Here is a 20,973-nt window from a genome sequence, read left to right as displayed (position 1 = left end):
TAATCAAGCTTTGTTTTGTAAATCACTTAATTGCAAACGGTGCTAAAAGATAAATAGGAGAGTGCGATGTTTCATAAACTTTTTGCCGACAAAGAAGATGCGACATTTTACTACGAGAGAGAGTTATTTAACGGAGTCGCATATCAATCTCGATCTGGGAAAATTTCACCTTATATAGTAGAGGGTGGGCAAATCGTCTCGGCCTACAATAGTCCTTGTTTCACAAAAAATGACACCGAAAGCGGTGTTGATGTCACTCTGTTTTTTGAAGAAAACGATTGGCAGGCGTCTCAGTTTGTAATTGAGGGTGTACCATATCAAGGAAAGGGGTATTGGTTTTGCAATCAATCTTGTGTCGGTGAAATACTTTTTGATGAAGACGGTTATGTTAGCAATTATGTTTTTCGAGACCTGGATGGTAATCTGCTGGACTGTCATATCCACAAAGATCAATTGGTTCAAACTTACGAACTTTTCAGAAAAAACAAGTGGAAAAGAGTAAATATTAAAACAGAGACAGAAACGAAATTTGGTCTAACCTTGAGAGAATGTGGGCATTTAGTTTCCTTAACTCTCAATTGTGATATTGATGATTTTTTTAATAAGCATCAAGATTTTTTTATTTTTCCAGAGGTGATATCTCTCGAGTTCGCACTAAACTTCCACCCTGGCGACTTTCTCTCGCTTTCCGGAAAAATGATAGACCGCAAAAAAATCAAGAAAATGCTAGATAATTGGAATTTTTCAAAAGTAGACGAACTGTATCTATCAAACATCGATATTCCACATGAATTATTGATATACTTTTGTGAATCTGGTGTAAAAAAATTAACTATAGAAGATAATAGTTTTAATAAGGATGAGGTTCTTTCCGAGATTAGCCCCCGTTTTCCGCATGTGGAGTTTGCCTTTATTCGACAGTGAATGAATTTGGATTAAAGTAAGCCTGAAGGATACCCCTATACATCACGATAATCGTCGCACCGGTTGCGTGAGAATTCTCGGCGAACCGGCCGGACCATACCCCGCCTCAAAACTCGTTGAAGCGTTTGCGGGGGCCCGGTGAGAACAGGCGGAAGGTGCGGCGCACACCCAAGTGGACCTGGAAGTCGTCGAAATCGTCTTGGAAGCCGATGATGCCGCTGACGTATGTCGTCCATTTGGGACCCAATTGGTAGGTCCAGGAGAGCTGGGTGCCTGCCGGGTCGTCCTGGACTTCCGGTCCCGTTTCGCCGCCCATGGCAAGCGTCCAGCGCTGCCGCTCCCCCGCTTTCCACCGAAGAGATGCGCCGTATGAGAACACGTCGTTTTGGGAGGAGTTGGTGAAGGGATCACCCAATATACCCAAGCCCAGGTTGACCGTGACCATGACGTTCTCGTTGAGCGACTTGTCGAACAGGAAATAGGTCGCGAAGTCGGTTTCGTCCGTGCCACTGCCCTTCTCGTCCGACGCGTTGGGCAACTTGACGGAATAGTAAAAACTCACATTCGGCCGCCAACCCCGCTCGCTCCAAATCCATACCTTGGTCGCGAAGGTCCAATCACCGCTGTTGTTCTCGGTCTCGAGGTCGTCTTCCAAATCGAAGGGCTCGATGATCGAGAGGATCTCGCCGCTGAGCTGCAACTCGACGACCTTGCCCAACCCGAAACTGAAACGCGTACGCCCCAAGTCCAACTGGGAATCACGCTTGGTGTCGATGCCGAAATCGACAGGGTCCTCGCGGAATACGATCCCGAAATCGATGGTGCCGTAGCCAGGCTTGAGGGTCTCGGCCTCCTCGATGAGGTCGGGCCACTCGGCGCGAACCAAACCACCACAGACAATCAGGAAACACAGAAGGTAACGCATGCTTCACTCCTCCCGACGTTGCAATCGCAGCGGGAAAAGTGAACCATCGTTCGGTACCTGAAATCAATCCCTTTCGACCACCCCGCCAACCTCTGGACCAATCCTCCACGATCTGCGCGCAATCGACCCCGTACCGCATCATGGCGAACCCCGCCACGCTTCGGACGGATCCTCGGAGATCGATGCATGATCGAGGCAGGACCTCACGTGGCACCGCCTCATGTCCGATCTCGCCAGCCTCGCCAACCTCTGGACCGATCCGCCACGATCCGCGCTGCATCGATCCGGTCCGACCTCGCCAACCTTAAGACCGACCCACCGCAATCTGCGGAACATCGACGCCGGTACCAAAGTGGGACAACCTGGTTTCAGGAAACACATCACCCATTCTCGGCGATCCTGACGCAATCGAAGCGGTAACGCATCATGGACAACGTCGGCAACCTCGACCACCTCGCCGATCTCAGGACCGATCCTCCGCGATCTGCGTGTAATCGACGCGGTACAGCATCATATACAACACCGGCACGAACAACAGGGTGATGACGGTCGCGAACAGCAACCCGAACATGATCGCCAGCGCCATCGGCTCGAACATGGGGCCCCCGCCCCACCACAGCGGAACGAGCCCCAACGCCGTCGTCGCCGTCGTCAGCATGATCGGACGCAACCGCTGCTGCGCCGCATGCACGATCGCCTGGCCGGGATTCCGCCCGTACTCGACCTGCTCCAACTGAATGCGATCCAACAACACGATGGCGTTGTTGATGACGATCCCCGCCAACGAGACGATCCCCAAAAAGGTGAAAAAACCGAAATAGGACTGGCCGATCAACAGACCCACCACCACGCCGATGAACCCCAACGGGATGGTGGCGAGCACGATAAAAGGCCGCCTGAAGGAATTGAATTGCCCGATGAGCAACAGGGCCACGGCAAAAAATGCCAACGGCATGTTCACCGCCACGGCCTCCATGGCCTCGTTCTTGGACTCGGCCTCTCCGCCCAGCTCGTACTGGTAATCGGTCCCCCACGATTTGGAAGCTTCGACCAACCAGGGCTTCAGCCGGGAGGTCACTTGGTCCGCCGTGACGCCCGCAAGGGTGTCGGCATTGACGGTCACGGTGCGATACAGGTCGCGACGCAGGATTTTGGAGTACTGCCAAGAGACCCGAATGTCGGCGATCTGCTTCAAGGGCACATTGGCACCGGTGCTTTGGGAATAGACGTCCAGACTCTCGAGCGCGGAGATGTCCATGCGCGACTCGCGGCCGTGACGCATCACGATCGGCACGACGATGTCGCCCTCGCGAAACTCGCTCGCCTGCAAGCCGTTGAGCACGGTCTGCAGCGAAATGGCCAGGTCCTGGTTGGTAATGCCGGCAAGCTGGGCCTTCACCTGATCCACTTCGACCACCAGCTTTTTGGTGCGCGGCCCCCAATCGTCGACCACCTCTTTGACCCCGCCACCGGCACGAAGCTGGGCCTTCACGTCGGCCACGATGCGGAACAGCTTGTCGAGATCCTTCCCCGAGAAGCGAATTCCGATGGGATACTCGGACCCGCCGCCACTGGTCAGGCGCGATACCTTCAGCTTCAGCTCGGGGAACCGATCCGGAGCCCAACCCTCGAAGCCCTCGATGACCAGGTCGTTGGCGGCATCGGACGTGGTGATGAACAGCATGTGGGCCGCATTGGTGGACCCCTGAGCGCCGGAATACCCCAAATCGTATTTGGGCGCGGGTTCGCCAATGAAAGTCGACCAACGCAGGACCCCTTTCTCGCGCCCCTCACCCACGAGCAGGCTGTCGCCGAGGTGTTTTTCGAAGGCCAGGGCCACATCGCGCGTACGCTCGATGGACGTGCCGGAGGGCAGTTCGAGGTTGGCGTACACCAGGGCTCGATCGTCGTTGGGCATGAAAAGCGAGGGCACGAATTTCATGCCCATGATCGCGGCGACGAAGACGCCGAACAAGAGCAGGAGAAACAGCTTGGGGAAACGCAGGCTCAGGTGCAGGATCCGCCGGTAGATGGATCGCAAGGGACCGGAAAAATCTTCGGTTTGGGGTTTGACGACGAGAAAGCGAATGCACAGCAGCGGGATGATCGTCAGGGCCAGAATCCAGGAAGACAACAACACCGCCGTGATGACCAGGAAAATCGGACCGACGATTTCGCCCATCGTCGACTCGGCCAGGTAAAACGGAAGAAAGGCGGCACTGGTGGTGAGGGTCGAGACCAACAAAGGCACCGCCAATTCCCCGACCGCCGCGGTGGCCGCGTCCAACGCGGGCTCGCCGGCCCCCATCCGCACCATGATCGCCTCGCTGACCACGATCGCATTGTCCACCAACATGCCCAGGGCCAGGATCAGCGCCGCCAGGGATACCTTGTCCAGGCCCACGTCCAACATGTCCATGCCCATCAGGCCCATGATGATCGCCATCGGGATCAGGCTCGCGACCACCATCCCCGTCCGCATCCCCAGAAACAACAGCATGACCAACAACACGACGACCACGCTTTGAATCAAATTGGAGAGAAAATCCTCGACCGATTTTTCCACGACCCGGTCCAACGAGGCGATGCGGTCGAAGCTCACCCCGTGGGGAAATTGCCGCTCCAGTTTGGCCAGTTCCGCATCGACCTGCAGGCCCAAATCGATGATGTTGCCCCCGGACTTGAGCGAAATCCCCAATACCAGCCCGTCCTTACCGTTGACCCGAACCAGGTTGGAAGGCGGGTCGATGTACCCGCGGTAAATCGAAGTGACGTCTCCCAGAAACAGCGGTTGCCCGCCACTGCCCGCGCTGATCAGGGTGCGTTGCAGGTCGCGAATCGACTCGAAGTTCCCGCTGGGCTCCAAAATGATGCGCTCGTGGCCAAGCATCACGTCGCCGCCCGGATAAATGATGTTGATGGCCGCGAGAGTCCCCTGAATCTGGGTCATGGTCAACCCCAACTCGGCCAGCCGGGCGTTGTCGTAATCGATGAAGATCTGTTCCTCTTGGGTGCCGGCAATGGTGACCTGAGCCGCGTCTTCCAACTTGATCAAGGCGTCGCGCACCGAGTCGGCCACTTCCTTCAACTCGGCATAGGTGTAACCGCCAGCCGTGATCCCGACCAAGATGCCGAAGACCTCGCCTTTCTCGTCGTTGATGTTGGGGGTCCCGGCATCGGCCGGCAGCGAGCCCTCGACTTTCTCCACCTTGCGGCGAATCTTGTCGAAAATCGGCTGGAGATCGTTCTCGCTGTCCTTGATCGCCACGGACACGACGGAAATGCCGGTTCGCGATTCGGAAAAGATGTACTTGACCTCGGGTATCTCCTGAATCACCTCTTCGATCTTGCTGGTGACCAGGTTCTCGACCCGCTCGGGTCCGGCACCCGGGAAAAAGGTCACCACGGATGCAAACCGCACCTTGAACGGAGGCATGCTATTGCGCGGCATGCGTTGGTAGGCAGAGATCCCCATTACCATGAAAAAGACCAGGAGCGTATAAGTAAGTGCTTGGTTTTTATGAATGATACTCATGGGATTCACGGTCGGTCACCTCGTCTTTCCGCGAGCGCGCCTCAATTCAGGGGCCTGACTCTCAAGCCGTCGTACATCTTCTCCACGCCGGCCGTCACGACCCGCTCACCGGCCGTCAACCCGTCGACGATCTCGAAACCCTCGCCGGTCAGTTTGCCGACCTCCACGTTGCGGCGCCGCACCGTGGCCTCCCCCGCCGTCGCCGCGTCCACCACGAACACGTACTTGCCGTCGATATCCTGGGACACGCTCTGTTGCGGCGCCACCAGACGCGGTTTGGCGGAAGTGTCGGCGAAGTCCAAGGTCACTTCGGCGGCCATACCGGGCCGGGTCCGCGGGTCGTGCTCCCGGAGCTTGACCGTGACGGGATAGGTATGGGTCTCCGGATCGATCACGTAGGAGACCTCGTACACCGCCGCGGCAAACATGCGATCGGGAATGGCGGAAAATCGAACCTCGACCGGCATGCCGACCTGAGCACGGGTGATGAACGCCTCGGGGAAACCGATATTCACTTCGATATCGCCCTCGGAGTTCAGTTCGGCGACGGTCGTGCCCGCCGAGACGCTTTCGTTGCGTTCCACCCGTACCGCGCCGATGATGCCGCTCATCGGCGCAAACAACTTGGTGTAGCCCACCTGACTGCGCTGCAGATCGGTGCTCTTGACGGAGGTCTCGTAGGTGGACTGCGCCGCGGCGTAATTGGCCTTGGCGGTTTCGTATTCGCTGAGCGACAGGCTGTTGCTCTCGTACAGGCCCTTGACCCGTTCCAGGTTGGCCTTGGCGGTGTGCATCCCCACCCGGGCGTTGTGTTGGCTGGAAAGTGCCTGTTCGTATTCCAGGGTCACATCGGCGGCGTCGAGCGACGCGATCAGGTCGCCCTGGGCGACCCGGCTACCGACCTTGACCTCGACCACGGAGATCAGTCCGCCGATACGAAAGCTGAGTTTGGTGATCACCCCAGCCCTGGCCGTGCCGGAAAACGAATGGCGTTCGGACAAGCTCACCAGCTTGACTTCCTCCGAACGCACCGGCCGAATGGTTTCCTCGACCGGCGCCTCCTCTTTGCCGCAAGCTCCCGCCAGCAGCACGAGCATCGTCGCGATCCACATCGTTTGGTATCTCTTCATCGCCCACCTCATCACATGCGTGGTCCCGTTCACCGTCTCGACCGCTCGCGATCGATCAGGTACTGATGGAATCGGGACAGCTCGGCGTCCCGTTCGCGCTCGTCATCGAACACGCTGTAACTTCCAAGAGCTCTTTCCAATGTCAAAATGTCGCCGAGAAAACCGTATTCGGCGATGGCTTCGGACTCGGCACTGTCCAGGTACGCGTTCTGGGCATCGAGCAGGTCCGAAATGGACACGGCGCCCTTGGCATAGTTCTCCTGAACCAGTTCGAGACTTTTCAAGGCCCACTCGGCCGCCTTTTTGGACGATTCCAGGTTGAAGTGGGACGCGACCAAGCTGTTGACGGCCGAACGCAATCGCAACTCGACCTTTTGCAGCAGCTCGGCCCGCTCGGTTCGTTGTTGCATCAGGTCGATGCGCGTCTGGGCCACGGTTTCACGCAGGGTCCCGCCCTGGAACAGCGGCACCGAGAAACTGAGTGTGGCCGTCCAATCCACCGAATTGTTGGGGGACGTATCGAATTCGGAACCGATACCGGCCGTGCCCAGTTCGTAGGCGGCCGCGTAGGCCAGTGAGGCACTCGGCAGGTAGAGCGCGCGCCGATTCGATTTCAATTGACGCTCGGAAGCACGAATCGAGGCATCGAGCTGTTTGAGTTCGGGCAAGTGCCGCTGGGCCTCGATCAACATGAACCCCACCAGGATTTCGGTATCCTGCGGGGTGTCCAAATAGTTGGTGAATTCCCGCGTGTAGAACGCGAGCAGCTCGCGCTCGGCGTTGTTCTCCGCGCGGATGCGAAACAAATCTTCCTGATCGAGGCTGAGCACCTGGTTGAGCGTGTTCATTTGGGTGTTCAGATCCAGGCGGGCATCGATGACGTCCTGGTTGGCACTGACCAGTTGCGACTCCCAACGATACACATCGGACAAGCCGGTGTACCCCACCTTGGCTCGGAGCTTGGCCGTCTCCAGATTGCGGCGGGTCAGCATCAGGTCGTTGGATCGGGTTTTCAGGATGGCACGGGCCGTCAAGACGTCGAAATACGACGAGCTGATCTCCAACAAGGTGTCCATGATGGTCACGTCGAGCCCCTGGCGCGCCGCATCCAGCAGCTCGCGCTGGATGGTCACGTTCGCCAACGTGGGTTCGTCGAACACGACCTGATTGATGGAGGCCGATCCGGTCCACGTCAGTTCGGCGATCGACCCGATCGAGGATCTGGAGGTCTTGGGATCGTAAAGCAATCCGGTCCCGCCCACCGAAACGGAGGGCCACAACGAAGCCTTGGCCAACGGGACATTGCGTTCCGTCGACGCAACGCCTTCCTGTTCGGCGCGAATCGTCAAGTTGCCGGACATGGCGTCCAAAAACACCGTTTTCAAGTCGATCTCGCGGCCACCGTTCAGGGTCCCATCGTTCATCAACTCGGCACGGGTCAGCACGTCCCAACCAATGGGATAATCGATCGCCCGGACCACTTCCATGTTGAGGGTCAGGCGTTGTTCGAAGGTCAACAGGACGGGCAGGTCCTTGGCATTGACCCCGTCCACCAGAATCGCCTCGAGATTCAAGGCGGTGCGGCGAGCCACCTTGCGCGAATCGGCCTCGGTGGCGGCGGAGAGCATGCCGCCCGCGGCCAGGGTCTCGAGATCGAGGGTGAAGCTGGGCAGTTTCTTGGCCACGATGCCGTCCAACAGGCGCTTCAACTCGGCATCCGTCAAACTCGGAAAAAAGCCCAGGTAGACCGCATCGGCCTCGGTGGGAATGTCGGCCAGGGCCCGGTCGATATCGGGCCCTACCGAAACGAGGCTCACCCCCACGCCTTCCAAACCCAAATCCTGCGCGTCGATCTTCCCCGATTCGGGGTTGCTGTTGAATGCCGCGAAGACTTCGCTTCCGAACAGCAACGCAATTTTCTCGAAGGGCACCACCTCGCGAAAAAAAGCCAGATCGGCACTCAGCGGTGCGTTGGGCAGGCTGTAGGTCAGGTTGTGAATGCCCGAAGTGTTGCCACGCGACTCCAGAAAACCCTGAACCACCGGATCGAACACGCCCAGGCCGATGACCGGCTTGGGGTACCCGCGTTCGCCGGAGAGCACCGCCGCCGAAAGAAGCCCGATCGACACGATGGCGTCCACTTCGGGATTGGCCGCCAGCTCTCGATAACCGCGACGCAACGAGGCCGCGGTGCCGTCGCCCACCACCACGAGGGCCGGCTCGACCGGGCGAATGGCGGCGAACAGGGCCCGCAATTCGCCATCGATCTCGCGCCAGGTCTCCGACCAGGCCACGCTCGCATCATCGAGCATCACGCCGATGGTCACCGGACTGTCCTCGGGATCGTCCTGTGCGAAGATCGGCGGAAAGCAGGCGAACGCGATCAGCAGGCCGCACCCAAAAAGCCGGCGAAAGGAAGAGCTGCATCCAAGAATGAGAACACGCACCCGCAGATGGGGGGTGCCTCCGGCAAACCCACTCACGAAAACTCCTGGTGGTCACGGAACTATCGAGCGACCGATTCAATGTCTAGGATGTAGGACCTATTCTAGTCCGGGTAAACAACCGGACAAAGCAAGAAAAACTGCTTTAGCCAAAAAACCACCATTCCCGCTCGACAAAAAGCCGGGAACCGCGAGCGACCGGTCCATCCAGCCGTGTGCCAGCAAGCCGGTTCCAGTGGTCGGGTTGGCTTCGCCGGGGAAGACGAGCGTGGTCCACAAATCACGCGAAGAAAAACACACTCCCGTGATTCGTGAGCCATTCGTCGTTCGGCATCGGACCCATGGCTGGGACGAACAGGAGGTGCAACCCCACCAAAGGGCAAGAACGAGGGGGGCATTCCACTGGGATCACGCGACTTCTGCAGAACAACCATTAGTGTTTTTCACTATTTTCCTTAATCCATTCAAAAATCTAATTTAAATGTTTATCGAAATTTATTTCAATAATCATTTGTCTATTCATCAAAATACCGATCTCCATTTAGTAATTAAAAAGTCATGAACCACCGATAACCCCAACAGCCCAGCTTGACCGGACCCATCGCGCAACCCTATCCGAAGAGACCGGAAAGGAGGTTACTCCATGCGTCGCTTGACTGTGTGCCTGGGTTTCGCCCTTTGTCTCGGCACGAGCACGGCTTGGGGACAATGGGACATCGATTACGACGATTTATCGCTGGAGGCGCTGCTGGAGCTGAAGCTCACCGTCGCTTCCGCCTCCGAGAACAAGGCCACATCGTTGCGCGAAACGCCGGGTATCGTCTCGGTCATCACGGCCCAGGAGATTCGCGATTCGGGTGCGCGCGACCTGATGGATCTGTTGCGACTGGTTCCCGGGTTCTTCTTTTCGTTCGATACGCTGGGCCTGGTGGGTTCGGGCCTGCGCGGCAACTGGAGTCAAGAAGGCAAAATCCTGCTGATCATCGACGGCGTGGATCAAAACGAGCTACTTTACACGACCCTCCAATACGGGCACCACTACCCGATCCACGACATCAAGCAAATCGAAATCATTCGCGGCCCGGGTTCGGCGATCTACGGCGGTTATGCGGAAATGGCCGTCATCAACATCATCACGCGCAACGGATCCGATTTGAGGGGCGGCAAAGTCACCACCAATTACGGACGCCTGGGTTCCCACGACGCGCGGACGAACATCGGAGTGTCCTACGGCGACGAACACGGCGACTTGCGCTACAGCCTGTCCGGCTTTTTCGGCAGGGGTACTCGCGGCGAAGGCCAATATCGGGACTTGTGGGGTACGGGCTTCTCCATGGAGGAGAACGCCGATCTGAACGCGGGCTTCTACAACATCAATGTGAACTATCGTGGTTTGGACCTGCGGGCCATGTTCGATCGCCATTTTTTGACCACTCGCGATTTCTTCTCGGTGGCGGGCCCGGTCGCCACCGAGCTGAGATTCAACTCGGACAACTACGTTCTGAAGTACAACCACGTGGTGAGCGATATCGTGACGCTGACTCCGCGGTTGCGATTCAAGGACCAAATCCCTGGCGAATTGGCCGACGAGCACGCCTACGACATCGGCTTGGCCGATCTCCTGGACCTGCCGCTCGTGTTGTTTCGCGACGAGAGCGAGCGCCTGGACATGGGGCTGACCTCGCTCACGGAGTTCTCCGCCTCGTTCGATCTGGTCGCCGGATTCGACTGGTACCGCGACAAAGCGGTGATCCATCGCCTGGATCGCGTCGACCAGGACGGCGATGGTTTCCATGACACGGGCACCCTGCCGATCGACCAAACACCCAAATACACGGATCGCGCCTTCTTCGCCCAGGCGGAATACCGAATGGATGCTACCCAGATCACGATCGGCGGTCGTTGGGAGGACCACTCCCACGTGGGTTCGCGGTTCGTGCCTCGGCTGGGCATCACCAGCCTGTGGCGACAGTGGCACGCGAAGCTGCTCTACAGTGAAGCCTTCCGAACGCCGTCCTTTTTCAACCTGAAAACGAATCCGGACCTGAAGGCGGAAGACACCAGGGTCACGGAACTGGAGGTGGGATACCTATTCCATAAACACAGTATCTTCACGATCAACTTCTACGAGATCGAGATCGACAATCCGATCGTGTATTTCTTCGACGAAGGCGACAACTACGACAATTTCGATACGGTGGGCACCCGTGGTTTCGAGGCCGAATACCGCTATCAGACGACGAGGACCAAATTCAGGATGAATTTCAGTTACTACGAGGTCACCGACGACGGGATACCGTCCTACCGCGTCGCGGGCCGCGACGAGCTGTTGTCTGCGCCTCCGATCAAACTGGCGGTGGACAGCCACCACCAATTCAGCTCCCACCTGGGGGTCAGTCTGACCGGAGTGTATCACGACGAAAAGTACGGCTACCGCACCATCGGAGAGGACGGCCAGCCGCTGTTGGAGGCTTTCGAATCGGAAACGCTGGTTCACCTGTTTGGTCGTTGGTCGCAGTTGGCAGGTGTCGAAGGACTTTCGCTGGGGATGGGCGTGTACGATGTCCTCGACGAGCAGGAGATCCTCGTTCAAGCCTACGATAACGGGCATGCTCCCCTGCCAGGCCGTGGCCGTGAGTGGAGTGTTCAGCTTCACTTCGATTGGTAGGGTGGAGGTTGGGTCATATAGTGTTTGTTCGTTATTAGGGTAATACTTTTTTTACCACGGAGGGCACGGAGAACGCAGAGAGTTAGGGCACCACAAACCATCAATCCAGCTCTATCCTTTAGATTATTGCATTTTTGAAAGATAAAATCATTTGCACTCAAGAGCGCCATCAATCAATACTGAATAAATATTTTATTCAGTTACTTATTGACACATTATAAAAACTTGAACTTTACCCCCCAAACCTCACAATGCCTATAAGTCCATTCAATTTACTACCTCCGCAAACTCTGTACTCTCTCAAGAAACCACTCCCATCGTGGCTCATCTTTGGCTAAAAAGCCTGTCCACGAATCACACAGATTGACACGAATTAAAATATCATTTTCGGATCCCGTATTTCCGATTTATTGAAGGTTCGACAGTACTGCGAGAACCATTCCGCGGAGTTGCTTTGATTCGTGTAATTCGAGTGATTCGTGGACAAAATCGTCCTGCTCCTGAAAGCCAACGCAGTGTTTCTTCCCTGTTTAGGAAGGCTTAGTCTTTTCAGCCACCCTGTGGCAAAAAATTATTTGCAGAAATTCACCTACCGATCTCCAAGACTCAAAACTCAACATCATGCACATATAAACTCCAACCTCCACCTACGCGGCTTACTATCTCTGCGTTCTCTGCGACCTCCGTGGTAAAAAAGAAATAAGCGAAACCACCCACCGAAGGACACCACCCCATGAACCAGCCCGATTCGCTTTTGCGCCGTTTGGATGACATCGGCCGCACCCTATCCAAGAGAACCACCGCGCTGTGTCTCATCGGTCTCGGCTCCGTCGGCCTCGAACGCGATCGACTGGACCGCTTCTCCGACCTCGACTTCTTTGTCATCGTTCGCCCCGGCAGCAAGACCGATTACCTTTGCGACCTCTCCTGGCTGACCGACATCGCGCCGGCCGTCTTCCATTTCGCCAACACCGTCGACGGATATAAATTGCTCTACGAAGACGGGGTCTTTTGCGAGTTCGCGGTGTTCGAGGAAGCCGAACTGGATCGCATTCCCTTCGCGCCAGGTCGCATCGTGTGGAAGGCCGAGGGCGTCCAGGACAGTCTGGCCATCCCGCGGTACCTCCCGAAAAAAGAAACCCCGCCCTCGATCGAGTGGCTGCTCGGCGAAGCCTTGACGAATTTGTGGGTGGGCTTGTCGCGGCACCATCGCGGTGAACGATGCTCCGCCATGAAGTTCATTCAGGGCCACGCCCTCGATCGCGTCATCGACCTGATCGAATGCACTGAGGCGGCCACCAATGCGCCCAGGGACCCGTTCAATGCCGACCGCCGGCTCGAGCTTCGCTTTCCGGCCCTGGCGGCACACCTGCCCGCGTTTCTGCAGGGCTACGACCGAAACCGCGAATCGGCCCTGGCCATCCTTTCCTTTCTGGAACGCCGGTTTCCGATCGAGGTCGGCATCAGCCAGGCGCTTCGCCGCCTCTGCCAGGCCGACCCCGACGCGTAGGAGTCCCGGCAAGCAGGACTTCCACTATCCACATGATCTTTTCCCGGTGAGACCGGGGATATTTCCGCGACCCGACCCGGGCGTGGGCGCTGCAACAATTTGCTGCATGTACGCGCCGATCGGCCCCCTCCCATAATGGCTTCCTGAAAAAGCCAAGGGAGGCCCGCATGGATTTTCCCCTGTTTCACATGGACTTTTTGAACAACCGGTTTTTAATCGCGGTGATCGCCATCGTGCACGTCCTCATCAACCACCCCATGGCCGTCGGCGGCATTCCGCTGGTCACCCTGCTCGAGTGGAAGGGCTACCGCTGCACCTCACCCGAGGATTCCGCCAAATGGGACAGGTTGGCCTACCGCATCCTGTTTTTCTTTTTCCTGGTCACCACGACCGTAGGCGCCATGACCGGCGTGGGTATCTGGTTTTCGGCGTCCCTGGTCAATCCGGCCGCGATCGGCAGCCTGATTCGCGTCTTTTTTTGGGCCTGGTTCTCGGAATGGGTCGTGTTCGTTACCGAAGTCGCCATGATCCTGTTTTATTTCCTGACCTGGAAGAAGCTATCGAAAACGAACAAAAAGAAGCACATCTGGATTGGTGTCGGCCTCTCGATCGCCTCCTGGCTGACCATGGCCATCATTACCTCCATCCTCGGCTTCATGATGGACCCCGGTAATTGGATGACCGATCGCAGTTTCCTGCAAGGTGTGCTCAACCCGCTGTATTTGCCTCAACTGGCCCTGCGTTCGCCTCTGGCGATGGTCATGGGCGGTGCCGCCGGACTCTTGCTGACGCCCTTCTTCGTGGGCAAGGATCGGGATTTCCGGCTCAAGGCCACCAAGGCGATCTCCACCTGGATCCTGTACTGGATTCCGTTCACCGTGCTGGGGGCCATGTCCTACTGGCACATGGTTCCAGACGTGATGATGGGCAATCTGCCCGTGGCCAACACGACCCAGACGTTTTCCGATTGGTACAATGCGCTGCTGTACATCATCCTCGCGGCCTGCGGGACCGTGACCCTCGTAGCCCTGTGGGGATGGCGCGGCAAATACCGAACGCCTGCGCTGGTATCGGCGATCCCCTTTTTGTTGCTGCTCCTTCTGTTGGCGCACTTCGAACGGGTTCGGGAGTTCATCCGCAAGCCCTATGCGATCGGCGAGTATCTGTACTCCAACGGGATTCGGGTCGAGGATTACCCGCTATTCAGGAAGGACGGGCTGCTGAAACACGCCACCTACGCCACGGTGCGCGAAATCACCCCGGAGAACCGGGTCCGCGCGGGCAAAGAGGTGTTCATGCTGGCCTGTACGCGGTGCCACACGGTCAACGGCGTCAACTCGATCGCCGGCAACTTGCGCGGCATGTACGGAGATGCCGAATGGGATCCGAACCTGGTCGCGCAATACGTGGACATCATGCACCACACCCGAGGATACATGCCGCCATTCCCCGGCAATGACGCCGAGCGCGAAGCCCTCGCCCACTACCTGGTCTTTCTCCAGAAAAACGGAGACACCCTGCCCGGCGCGCAAAACGACGGCGCCCGACTGTCTCACGATCGAGGGAGGTTGCCCTGATGAACCCGACCGGAACCCCCATCCCCCACGACATTCCGCTGCCCCTACCGGCCCCGGAACCGCTGCTCGTGTTTCTGTTGATCGTCAGTTTTCTCGCCCACATCCTGTTCGTCAACCTGATGCTGGGTGGCGTGCTGCTGACCTTCGTGTTCGAGTTGATGGGCCTGAAAAGACCGGCCTACGATCGACTGGCCCTGGAAATCGCCAAAACGGTGACGGTCAACAAGAGCATGGCCGTGGTCCTGGGCGTCGCCCCGTTACTGCTGCTGAACGTGCTCTACACCGTGTACTTCTACACCGCGAACGCCTTGACCGGGGTGGCCTGGATCCTCGTCATCCCATTGGTATCCATCGCTTTCCTGCTGATCTACCTGCATAAATACGCATGGTCGGTCTTGCAGGCGAAAAAGGGCCTGCACCTGTTCATCATCGGCCTCGCGATGGCGATCCTGCTGTTCATCCCGCTCGTGTTCCTCGCCAACGTCAACCTCATGCTGTTTCCGGATCGCTGGCTGCAGGTCAAGGGTTTCTTTTCGGCCTTGATGCTGCCGAACGTGTGGCCGCGCTACTTCCACTTCCTCGGAGCCAGCTTGGCCGTGACGAGCCTGTTCCTGGTGGGGTACCTGAAACGATCGGCCTACGACTTTTCCGAGCGTCTGCCAGGACTTTCGCGTCCCGACCTGTTGAAAAGGCTGTATACGGTGGCACTCGCGGTGACGGGCGCCCAGTTCCTCGTCGGTCCGTTGGTCTTTTTCACCCTGCCCAGTCACGGTTTTTCGTGGCCTATGGTGGTCACGATCTTCTGTGGCGTGGCCTGCGCCCTACCCGCCATGTATTGGTTGTGGCGGGAAATCGAGGGGCAGCCCGAGCGAGTCGGTCGATATTTCAGCCGTATCGCCCTCGCGCTGTCCCTTACGGTGGTGCTGATGGCCTGGGGCCGTCACAGCTACCGAACCGAGGCACTCGCTTCCCACCAAACGGCCATGAAAGAGAAAACCGAGCGATACCTGGCCCTGAGCGAGGAAGCGCGAATCCTCAGCGCGGAAGAACAGGCCGTCGCCCAAGCGGAAGGCGCCTCGATCGACGGAGGGCTGGCGTTTCAACGTGCCTGCGCCGCATGTCACCACGACACGCAGCGTCGGGTCGGGCCACCGCTCAGCGAAATCCGCGACGCCTACCCCAACGATCCGGACGGCATCGTCTCCTGGGCAAAAGCACCTGGCAGGAAACGAGACGATTATCCGGCCATGCCGCCGATGATGCTGCCCGCCGAAGAATTGAAGGCCATTGCCGATTTCATTCTGAACCCCTCACAACAAGGCGGTGCTCCCTAGAATGGTGCCCATTCGGCGACTCGAAACGGTCTTCCTCCCAGGATAGACTGGCCGGATGGGCACCGCCACCGTCATTGCGGTGCGCCTCCAACACGGTTGGAGGCGCGCACGGATCGAGTGGGATCAGGCTTTTTGGCGCGTCAGTTCGTTGCTGTCGACGTGGTCGAAGGATTTGCCGTAGATCTCCAGGTAGGTGGTTTCCCGATAGGACATGTGGTCGCCCTTGATGGTGATGGCGTGGCTGAACGCGACCGTCTTGGCGTTTTCCCGCATGAAGGGCGATTGCAAAATGCCCCAATCGGGATCGCCCAATTTGGCCGAGACGTCGAGAACGAGTCCGTTTTCTCCGCTCGCCTCACCCTTATGGGAGCCGCCCGCCAACACGCACACGGCGCGGGGGATGGCCAGCGAGTGCATCACCAGGTCGGCTTCGGCATCGTAGAGCCAGTAACCGACCTCGTGGTGGAAGACTTCGTCGTTGGATTTGCGGCGAACGATCTGGGTATAGGGCACGATCGCCAGAGTCTGTTTTTCGGCATTTTCCAGGTCGCCACCAGCTTGGAATTCAATGGTTTCGTAGTAGGGGTTTTCCTCGGTTCCGTCGGGTTCGGGAGAGAGATCGAGACCTTTGTCGCCTTGCCAGGTCCCGATAAGGGCGGCCAAAGGGCCGTAGTTCACTTCCGCAGTGGGATCTTTCTCGGTCATCGCGGACCTCCGTATGTCGTGGGGGATGAAGGTAGAACCATCAAACCCTAAATCCGAGGGCATTGCAATGAAAAGAGCCCGCTTGGCTTCCAGCCTCCTGCGCGATCTCGCGACGAACTCTGGCGACCGCGGTCAAGCACGCTGCATGGAGTGCCGAATAACCGCCCCCAATCCAAACCGACACCTTATCCATCTATAAACAAACCGGTTATCTACACATCGCATACACCCAAGTCTAGATGCTATGATCGCGGCATGATCAGAGTCTTATTCGTATGTAGCCGAAACCAATGGCGTAGCCCAACCGCCGAGACCATGTATCGGAACCACCCCGCTCTCGAGGTGCGGTCGGCGGGAACCAGCCCCAACGCCAGGAGAACCGTCAACGCGGGGGATCTTCGCTGGGCCGATATCGTCATGGTGATGGAATACACCCACAAGAACCGGCTGAAAGCCCAGTTCGGTCGCTTGCTGGAGTACAAGAAAGTAGTCGTCCTGGACATCCCGGACGACTATCACTACATGGATCCGGAATTGATCGGGCTGATCGAGGATTCGGTGTCCCGTCACCTCGAAATACCGGATCAAGACGTCTGAACGGCGATCTCCCAACCACTACATGCAATGGCCATCCTCAGCGGGGCGATTCGGCGCCGGCCAACACCAGCAACAAATCGCGTTCGCGCCACAGGGTCAACTCCAGACCGGCATGATGCAGGATGCGTGGTTCGGACAGGTCGCCGATGGCACGACCACCAGCCAACATTTCCGGACAGAGGGTCTGGTAAAGGGTGAAACGGTTTTCGGGTCGATCGATGGGCGCATAATGGAGTTGGGCCGCGATTTGCCCCTGAATGGAGCAGTACTTTCCATTGGAAAACGCCCACTTCGACTCGGGCATGTGTTCTGAGGCAATCAGAAAGAAGGGCAGCTCTTCGAGTTTGTGGCGCAACGCGACAAGGGTTTCGAGAGGTTCCTCTTGGGAGGACTCCTTCAAATGGTTGGCCGCCACCTCGGCTACGATCGATTGGACCAGGGCTTCGCGTTCCGCCGTACGGCGCAAGGACAGGTACCCGACGGCTGCGAGCAGAAAAACCAGGATCGCCGCGACCATGCCGAACCGCCAGGTGGTGGAACGCCGACGGGCGGATGGATTTCCCGGCGAGGCGCCGGCCGGCTCGGTCGCCTCGGTCGGGGTGGAAGCGGCCGCGGCGCGCTGGAGGGCCTGCAGCTTCGCAAGTTGATCCTCGGACAGGCTCGCCGAATCGTAATGATTTCGAATCACCTGCTTCAGGGGTTCTTTCATCGCCCACCTCCCACGGTCGTTCCCGCCTGCAAACGACGCAACCGCAATTTGAGGCGGTGGAGCCTGGCCAATACCGTACCGCGCGGTACTTCGGTCAATTCGGCGATTTCGGCCATGGTGTAGCCTTCCACGGCCCAAAGGAAGAGGAGCTCGCGATCCGTCGATCCGACCTGTGCCAACAGACGCTGAACCGTATCCGCATGAACCAGTGTGGTTTCCAACTCCGAAGCGACATCCAGGGGCGTGACGTTCTCATCGAACGACAGTTGCCCGGCGGAGTGAACCGCGGCGCGATAGTCGTCGATGAACGTATTGCGCAGAATGCGACGGAAATAAGCGCCAGGTTCGGACGTGACACGCGCACGTTTGGCGAGGAACTTGACCAGGCCGTCGTGCAACAGGTCGCTGGCCTGGTCCGGATCGCGAGTCAGGGCCAGGCAATAGCGGTAGAATCGCTGGAACTCCTCATTCGAAAACATGGGTCATTCTACTTCGTAGTTGTATTTTTTTCCGTCCTTCTTGTGGAGGAACGACAAGACCACTTCGAAGTTCTCGTCGACGAGAAAGTCGAGATCATAGAGCACGCGATCCTTGCCGCGGAAGTCGGCGCAACTGACGAAAAAACCATCGTCCCCCTTTTTGACGACGCCGGCGTGAACCTTCTCCAATGTCAGGTCGATCACCTTACCCTGGGTGAAATCCAAGACGGGGAAACTGCCCTGGTGTTTGGCCTGAACCGATTGGATGTGGGCGGTCAGGGCGGTCAAAACCTTTTCTTTGGTCTTGGCGGGGATGTTGGGATCGTCCGCCGCGGTTGCGGGCAACAGGGAGATCACGAAAAAACTCAGGATGGCGATCGAAAAAAAACGAACGCTGCGACGAATCATCTGGTGCATCATGTGCGACTCCTGAAATGAGATGGCGGAACCACTCGTGGATCGGGTGTCTCCGCGTTTCTGTTGCCCATGACGAAACAGCACTGGATTTGATTGCACGAATTTCCAAATTGTTCTTCCCATAACCCGTAAAGCACATAAACAAAGTCAAAAAACGACATCGCACCGCACGTCACCTTTTCCGCTCCCGCTACGATGGTCGCCCATCTTGCACCGAGCGATTCTTCCGGGTCATGGGGATCCCCACCCGGTGCACGGCCGGAACATCGGTTAAGGTGATGCGGGTTACTCGGATCACAAGGCTTACGACAACATTGCGCGAGAATCGGAGAGATGGGTTCATCCCTAGACCCGAACCGAAAAAACACAAGGTATCTAACTGACTTCAAATTACTTAGATGCTTTTTTCGTTTTTACGCAACGTTGCAGTTGTCCGCCGTATTGACCCGTGGCACACTTTTCCCCTGGGTGGGTATGACCCCTGGGCCTGGCCCCTGACTCCCTGTTGAGGCAACACTTATGAGGAAAACACATCACCAGACCACGATGGTCCAACCAGGACAATTCGAGCCAGAGAACCATTATTATCCACGCGTGCTGAATGCCCAGTTGCACCCACTGGTGGCCGGGTTTCTTTCGCTGGGAAACTCTCGAATTGCCGAGCGCTACTGCCACCTTCACCCCGAAGTGAGCCGGGAGTCGGTCGAGGAGGCATTATCCAAGCAAATGAAATACATGCGCTGGTCGGGTGCCGACCTGTTTTGCGTCACCAACGATCGCGGCAACCGCCGCGTGGTGGTGATCGAAACGAACAGTTGCCCCTCGGGCCAGAAATCGATGCCGATGATTCGCGACATGGACGAGCAGAACGGCTACAAGCTCCTGCTGGAACGAGCCTTCGTGCCGGCACTCAAGCGCCGGTCCCTGCCGGAAGGCGGGCTGGCGGTTCTCTACGACAAGAACCACATGGAAGCGTCGGCCTACGCGGCCACGCTGGCCGATCTCACCAACAAGCCCGTCCACCTGGTGCCCTTTCTCGCCGATGACGAGAATCCGCCTGCCCGCTTCACCCCGGAGGGCGTGTTGGAAATTCGCACCGAGGCGGGGATGTGGCAGCCCATCCGCGCCGCGCTCCGCTACGTCACCCAGCGCCCCTGGACCCGCATTCCCCCGCTCACCAAGACCCTGATTTTCAATCCGGTAATCGGGTGTCTCGCCGGCGGGCGCAACAAGCTGCTGGCATCCAAAGCCTACGACTTCTACAACGGCAGTATGCACGCGACCCGGCTGGCCATTCGCACACCGGAAACGATTTGGGACGTGACGCGTGAATCGATTCCCATGTGGGTGCAACGCATGGGCGGCATCGCCGTCGTCAAAAACCCTTATTCCAACGCAGGACAGGGCGTGTGGACCATCGTCAACAACCGCGAACTGCAAAATTTCATGGATTTGGAGCAACGCTACGATCGGTTCATTGTCCAGTCCTTGATCGGCAACAGCGGCTGGAGTTCGCGCGGCAGGGAGTCGCTCTACCACCTGGGCACGGTCCCGGACAAAAAGGGCCGCATTTTTGTCGCCGACCTGCGCTTCATGGTGGGTTCCGGCGATCAGGGTTTCTTTCCGGTGGCCATCTACGCCCGCCGCTCACCCAAACCGCTGATCGGCGTACTGGAAGGATCGGAAGATTCGTGGGACATGTTGGGCACCAACCTGTCCTACAGGGACGAAGAGGGCCAATGGAAAACCCAGACCGAGCGGCTGCTGTTGATGGACAACCGGGACTTCAACCGATTGGGCATCGGTTTGGACGACCTGATCGAGTCCTACCTCCAGACGGTGATGGCCACGACGGCCATCGACCGCATGGCCGACAGCCTGGTCAGTTCCAAGGGAAAATTCAAATATCGATTCTTCGGTACCGTGAACCCCGACAATCGTTTGGCCGACGAAATCTGTCGATTGCATACGTGAAGGAAGCCCCGCCCATCCTTTCCGGCCCCCCTTGGCAGTGCTCCA

The 20,973-nt window shown here is 57.7% G+C and carries 15 protein-coding genes; 7 read left to right on the top strand and 8 right to left on the bottom strand.

Features of this window, described 5'->3' with window-relative positions:
- Positions 1–66 precede the first annotated feature (66 nt).
- Positions 67–924 carry a hypothetical protein gene (locus tag J3U87_RS06215; RefSeq protein WP_237382166.1) on the top strand — a complete coding sequence of 286 codons (858 nt, stop codon included), beginning with the start codon at positions 67–69 and terminating at the stop codon, positions 922–924.
- 106 nt (positions 925–1,030) lie between these two features.
- On the opposite strand, the gene J3U87_RS06210 is transcribed toward J3U87_RS06215, so the two are convergent.
- From J3U87_RS06210 to J3U87_RS06195, 4 genes are all read right to left on the bottom strand, one after another.
- The gene (locus J3U87_RS06210) at positions 1,031–1,849 is read right to left on the bottom strand and encodes a transporter (RefSeq protein ID WP_237382165.1); all 819 of its coding nucleotides are present in this window, start codon (positions 1,847–1,849) and stop codon (positions 1,031–1,033) included.
- A gap of 463 nt (positions 1,850–2,312) precedes the next feature.
- Positions 2,313–5,384, bottom strand: coding sequence for an efflux RND transporter permease subunit (locus tag J3U87_RS06205; RefSeq protein ID WP_237382164.1), 3,072 nt, complete (start codon positions 5,382–5,384; stop codon positions 2,313–2,315).
- A gap of 41 nt (positions 5,385–5,425) precedes the next feature.
- A complete protein-coding gene (locus J3U87_RS06200) occupies positions 5,426–6,514 on the bottom strand; it encodes an efflux RND transporter periplasmic adaptor subunit (protein WP_237382163.1) in 1,089 nt (362 codons plus the stop codon).
- 29 nt (positions 6,515–6,543) lie between these two features.
- On the bottom strand, positions 6,544–8,997 hold the full coding sequence (locus J3U87_RS06195) for a TolC family protein (RefSeq protein ID WP_237382162.1): 2,454 nt from the start codon (positions 8,995–8,997) through the stop codon (positions 6,544–6,546).
- A 604-nt stretch (positions 8,998–9,601) separates the two neighbouring features.
- On the opposite strand from J3U87_RS06195, the gene J3U87_RS06190 reads away from it, so the two are divergent.
- The 4 genes from J3U87_RS06190 to J3U87_RS06175 all read left to right on the top strand — a co-directional run bounded on the left by J3U87_RS06190 (position 9,602) and on the right by J3U87_RS06175 (position 16,047).
- Positions 9,602–11,626, top strand: coding sequence for a TonB-dependent receptor plug domain-containing protein (locus tag J3U87_RS06190; protein ID WP_237382161.1), 2,025 nt, complete (start codon positions 9,602–9,604; stop codon positions 11,624–11,626).
- Between the two features lie 733 nt (positions 11,627–12,359).
- Positions 12,360–13,136, top strand: coding sequence for a hypothetical protein (locus J3U87_RS06185; protein ID WP_237382160.1), 777 nt, complete (start codon positions 12,360–12,362; stop codon positions 13,134–13,136).
- Positions 13,137–13,303: 167 nt separating this feature from the next.
- Positions 13,304–14,713, top strand: a complete 1,410-nt coding sequence (locus J3U87_RS06180) for a c-type cytochrome (protein ID WP_237382159.1) — start codon at positions 13,304–13,306, stop codon at positions 14,711–14,713.
- Positions 14,713–16,047: a c-type cytochrome gene (locus tag J3U87_RS06175; protein ID WP_237382158.1), complete on the top strand. Its 1,335-nt coding sequence runs from the start codon at positions 14,713–14,715 to the stop codon at positions 16,045–16,047. Before J3U87_RS06180 ends, J3U87_RS06175 begins: the two co-directional genes overlap by 1 nt.
- A 123-nt stretch (positions 16,048–16,170) precedes the next feature.
- Here J3U87_RS06175 and J3U87_RS06170 read toward each other — a convergent pair whose 3' ends face one another.
- Positions 16,171–16,752 carry a heme-binding beta-barrel domain-containing protein gene (locus J3U87_RS06170; RefSeq protein ID WP_237382157.1) on the bottom strand — a complete coding sequence of 194 codons (582 nt, stop codon included), beginning with the start codon at positions 16,750–16,752 and terminating at the stop codon, positions 16,171–16,173.
- A 255-nt stretch (positions 16,753–17,007) separates the two neighbouring features.
- Here J3U87_RS06170 and J3U87_RS06165 point away from each other — a divergent pair, with 255 nt between their 5' ends.
- A complete protein-coding gene (locus J3U87_RS06165; RefSeq protein ID WP_420038256.1) occupies positions 17,008–17,349 on the top strand; it encodes a low molecular weight protein tyrosine phosphatase family protein in 342 nt (113 codons plus the stop codon).
- Positions 17,350–17,386: 37 nt separating this feature from the next.
- On the opposite strand, the gene J3U87_RS06160 is transcribed toward J3U87_RS06165, so the two are convergent.
- Genes J3U87_RS06160 through J3U87_RS06150 form a run of 3 tightly spaced genes read right to left on the bottom strand, consistent with a single transcriptional unit; the run spans position 17,387 to position 18,957 of the window.
- Entirely contained in the window at positions 17,387–18,058 is a 672-nt protein-coding gene (locus J3U87_RS06160; RefSeq protein WP_237382155.1) for a hypothetical protein, read from the bottom strand.
- A complete protein-coding gene (locus J3U87_RS06155) occupies positions 18,055–18,537 on the bottom strand; it encodes an RNA polymerase sigma factor (protein WP_237382154.1) in 483 nt (160 codons plus the stop codon). The genes J3U87_RS06160 and J3U87_RS06155 overlap by 4 nt, the downstream gene beginning before the upstream one ends.
- Before the next feature lie 3 nt (positions 18,538–18,540).
- Positions 18,541–18,957 (bottom strand): hypothetical protein, encoded by a 417-nt coding sequence (locus J3U87_RS06150; RefSeq protein WP_237382153.1) that lies wholly within the window; start codon positions 18,955–18,957, stop codon positions 18,541–18,543.
- 516 nt (positions 18,958–19,473) lie between these two features.
- Between J3U87_RS06150 and J3U87_RS06145 the strand changes: the two genes are divergently transcribed.
- Positions 19,474–20,928 carry an ATP-grasp domain-containing protein gene (locus J3U87_RS06145; protein ID WP_237382152.1) on the top strand — a complete coding sequence of 485 codons (1,455 nt, stop codon included), beginning with the start codon at positions 19,474–19,476 and terminating at the stop codon, positions 20,926–20,928.
- Positions 20,929–20,973 lie beyond the last annotated feature (45 nt).

The organism is Sulfidibacter corallicola (assembly GCF_017498545.1).
Lineage (GTDB): Bacteria > Acidobacteriota > Holophagae > Acanthopleuribacterales > Acanthopleuribacteraceae > Sulfidibacter > Sulfidibacter corallicola.
The sequence above is the reverse complement of the archived record's forward strand: the minus strand, read 5'-3'. Positions and strand labels throughout refer to the sequence as shown.

Bases quoted from the DNA above. Each gene is read 5' to 3' on its own strand.
- J3U87_RS06205 (WP_237382164.1), bottom strand. From the start codon at position 5,384: ATGAGTATCATTCATAAAAACCAAGCACTTACTTATACGCTCCTGGTC.
- J3U87_RS06160 (WP_237382155.1), bottom strand. From the start codon at position 18,058: ATGAAAGAACCCCTGAAGCAGGTGATTCGAAATCATTACGATTCGGCG.
- J3U87_RS06150 (WP_237382153.1), bottom strand. From the start codon at position 18,957: ATGATGCACCAGATGATTCGTCGCAGCGTTCGTTTTTTTTCGATCGCC.
- J3U87_RS06200 (WP_237382163.1), bottom strand. From the start codon at position 6,514: ATGAAGAGATACCAAACGATGTGGATCGCGACGATGCTCGTGCTGCTG.
- J3U87_RS06165 (WP_420038256.1), top strand. From the start codon at position 17,008: ATGATCAGAGTCTTATTCGTATGTAGCCGAAACCAATGGCGTAGCCCA.
- J3U87_RS06190 (WP_237382161.1), top strand. From the start codon at position 9,602: ATGCGTCGCTTGACTGTGTGCCTGGGTTTCGCCCTTTGTCTCGGCACG.
- J3U87_RS06170 (WP_237382157.1), bottom strand. From the start codon at position 16,752: ATGACCGAGAAAGATCCCACTGCGGAAGTGAACTACGGCCCTTTGGCC.
- J3U87_RS06155 (WP_237382154.1), bottom strand. From the start codon at position 18,537: ATGTTTTCGAATGAGGAGTTCCAGCGATTCTACCGCTATTGCCTGGCC.
- J3U87_RS06145 (WP_237382152.1), top strand. From the start codon at position 19,474: ATGAGGAAAACACATCACCAGACCACGATGGTCCAACCAGGACAATTC.
- J3U87_RS06210 (WP_237382165.1), bottom strand. From the start codon at position 1,849: ATGCGTTACCTTCTGTGTTTCCTGATTGTCTGTGGTGGTTTGGTTCGC.
- J3U87_RS06175 (WP_237382158.1), top strand. From the start codon at position 14,713: ATGAACCCGACCGGAACCCCCATCCCCCACGACATTCCGCTGCCCCTA.
- J3U87_RS06180 (WP_237382159.1), top strand. From the start codon at position 13,304: ATGGATTTTCCCCTGTTTCACATGGACTTTTTGAACAACCGGTTTTTA.
- J3U87_RS06215 (WP_237382166.1), top strand. From the start codon at position 67: ATGTTTCATAAACTTTTTGCCGACAAAGAAGATGCGACATTTTACTAC.
- J3U87_RS06185 (WP_237382160.1), top strand. From the start codon at position 12,360: ATGAACCAGCCCGATTCGCTTTTGCGCCGTTTGGATGACATCGGCCGC.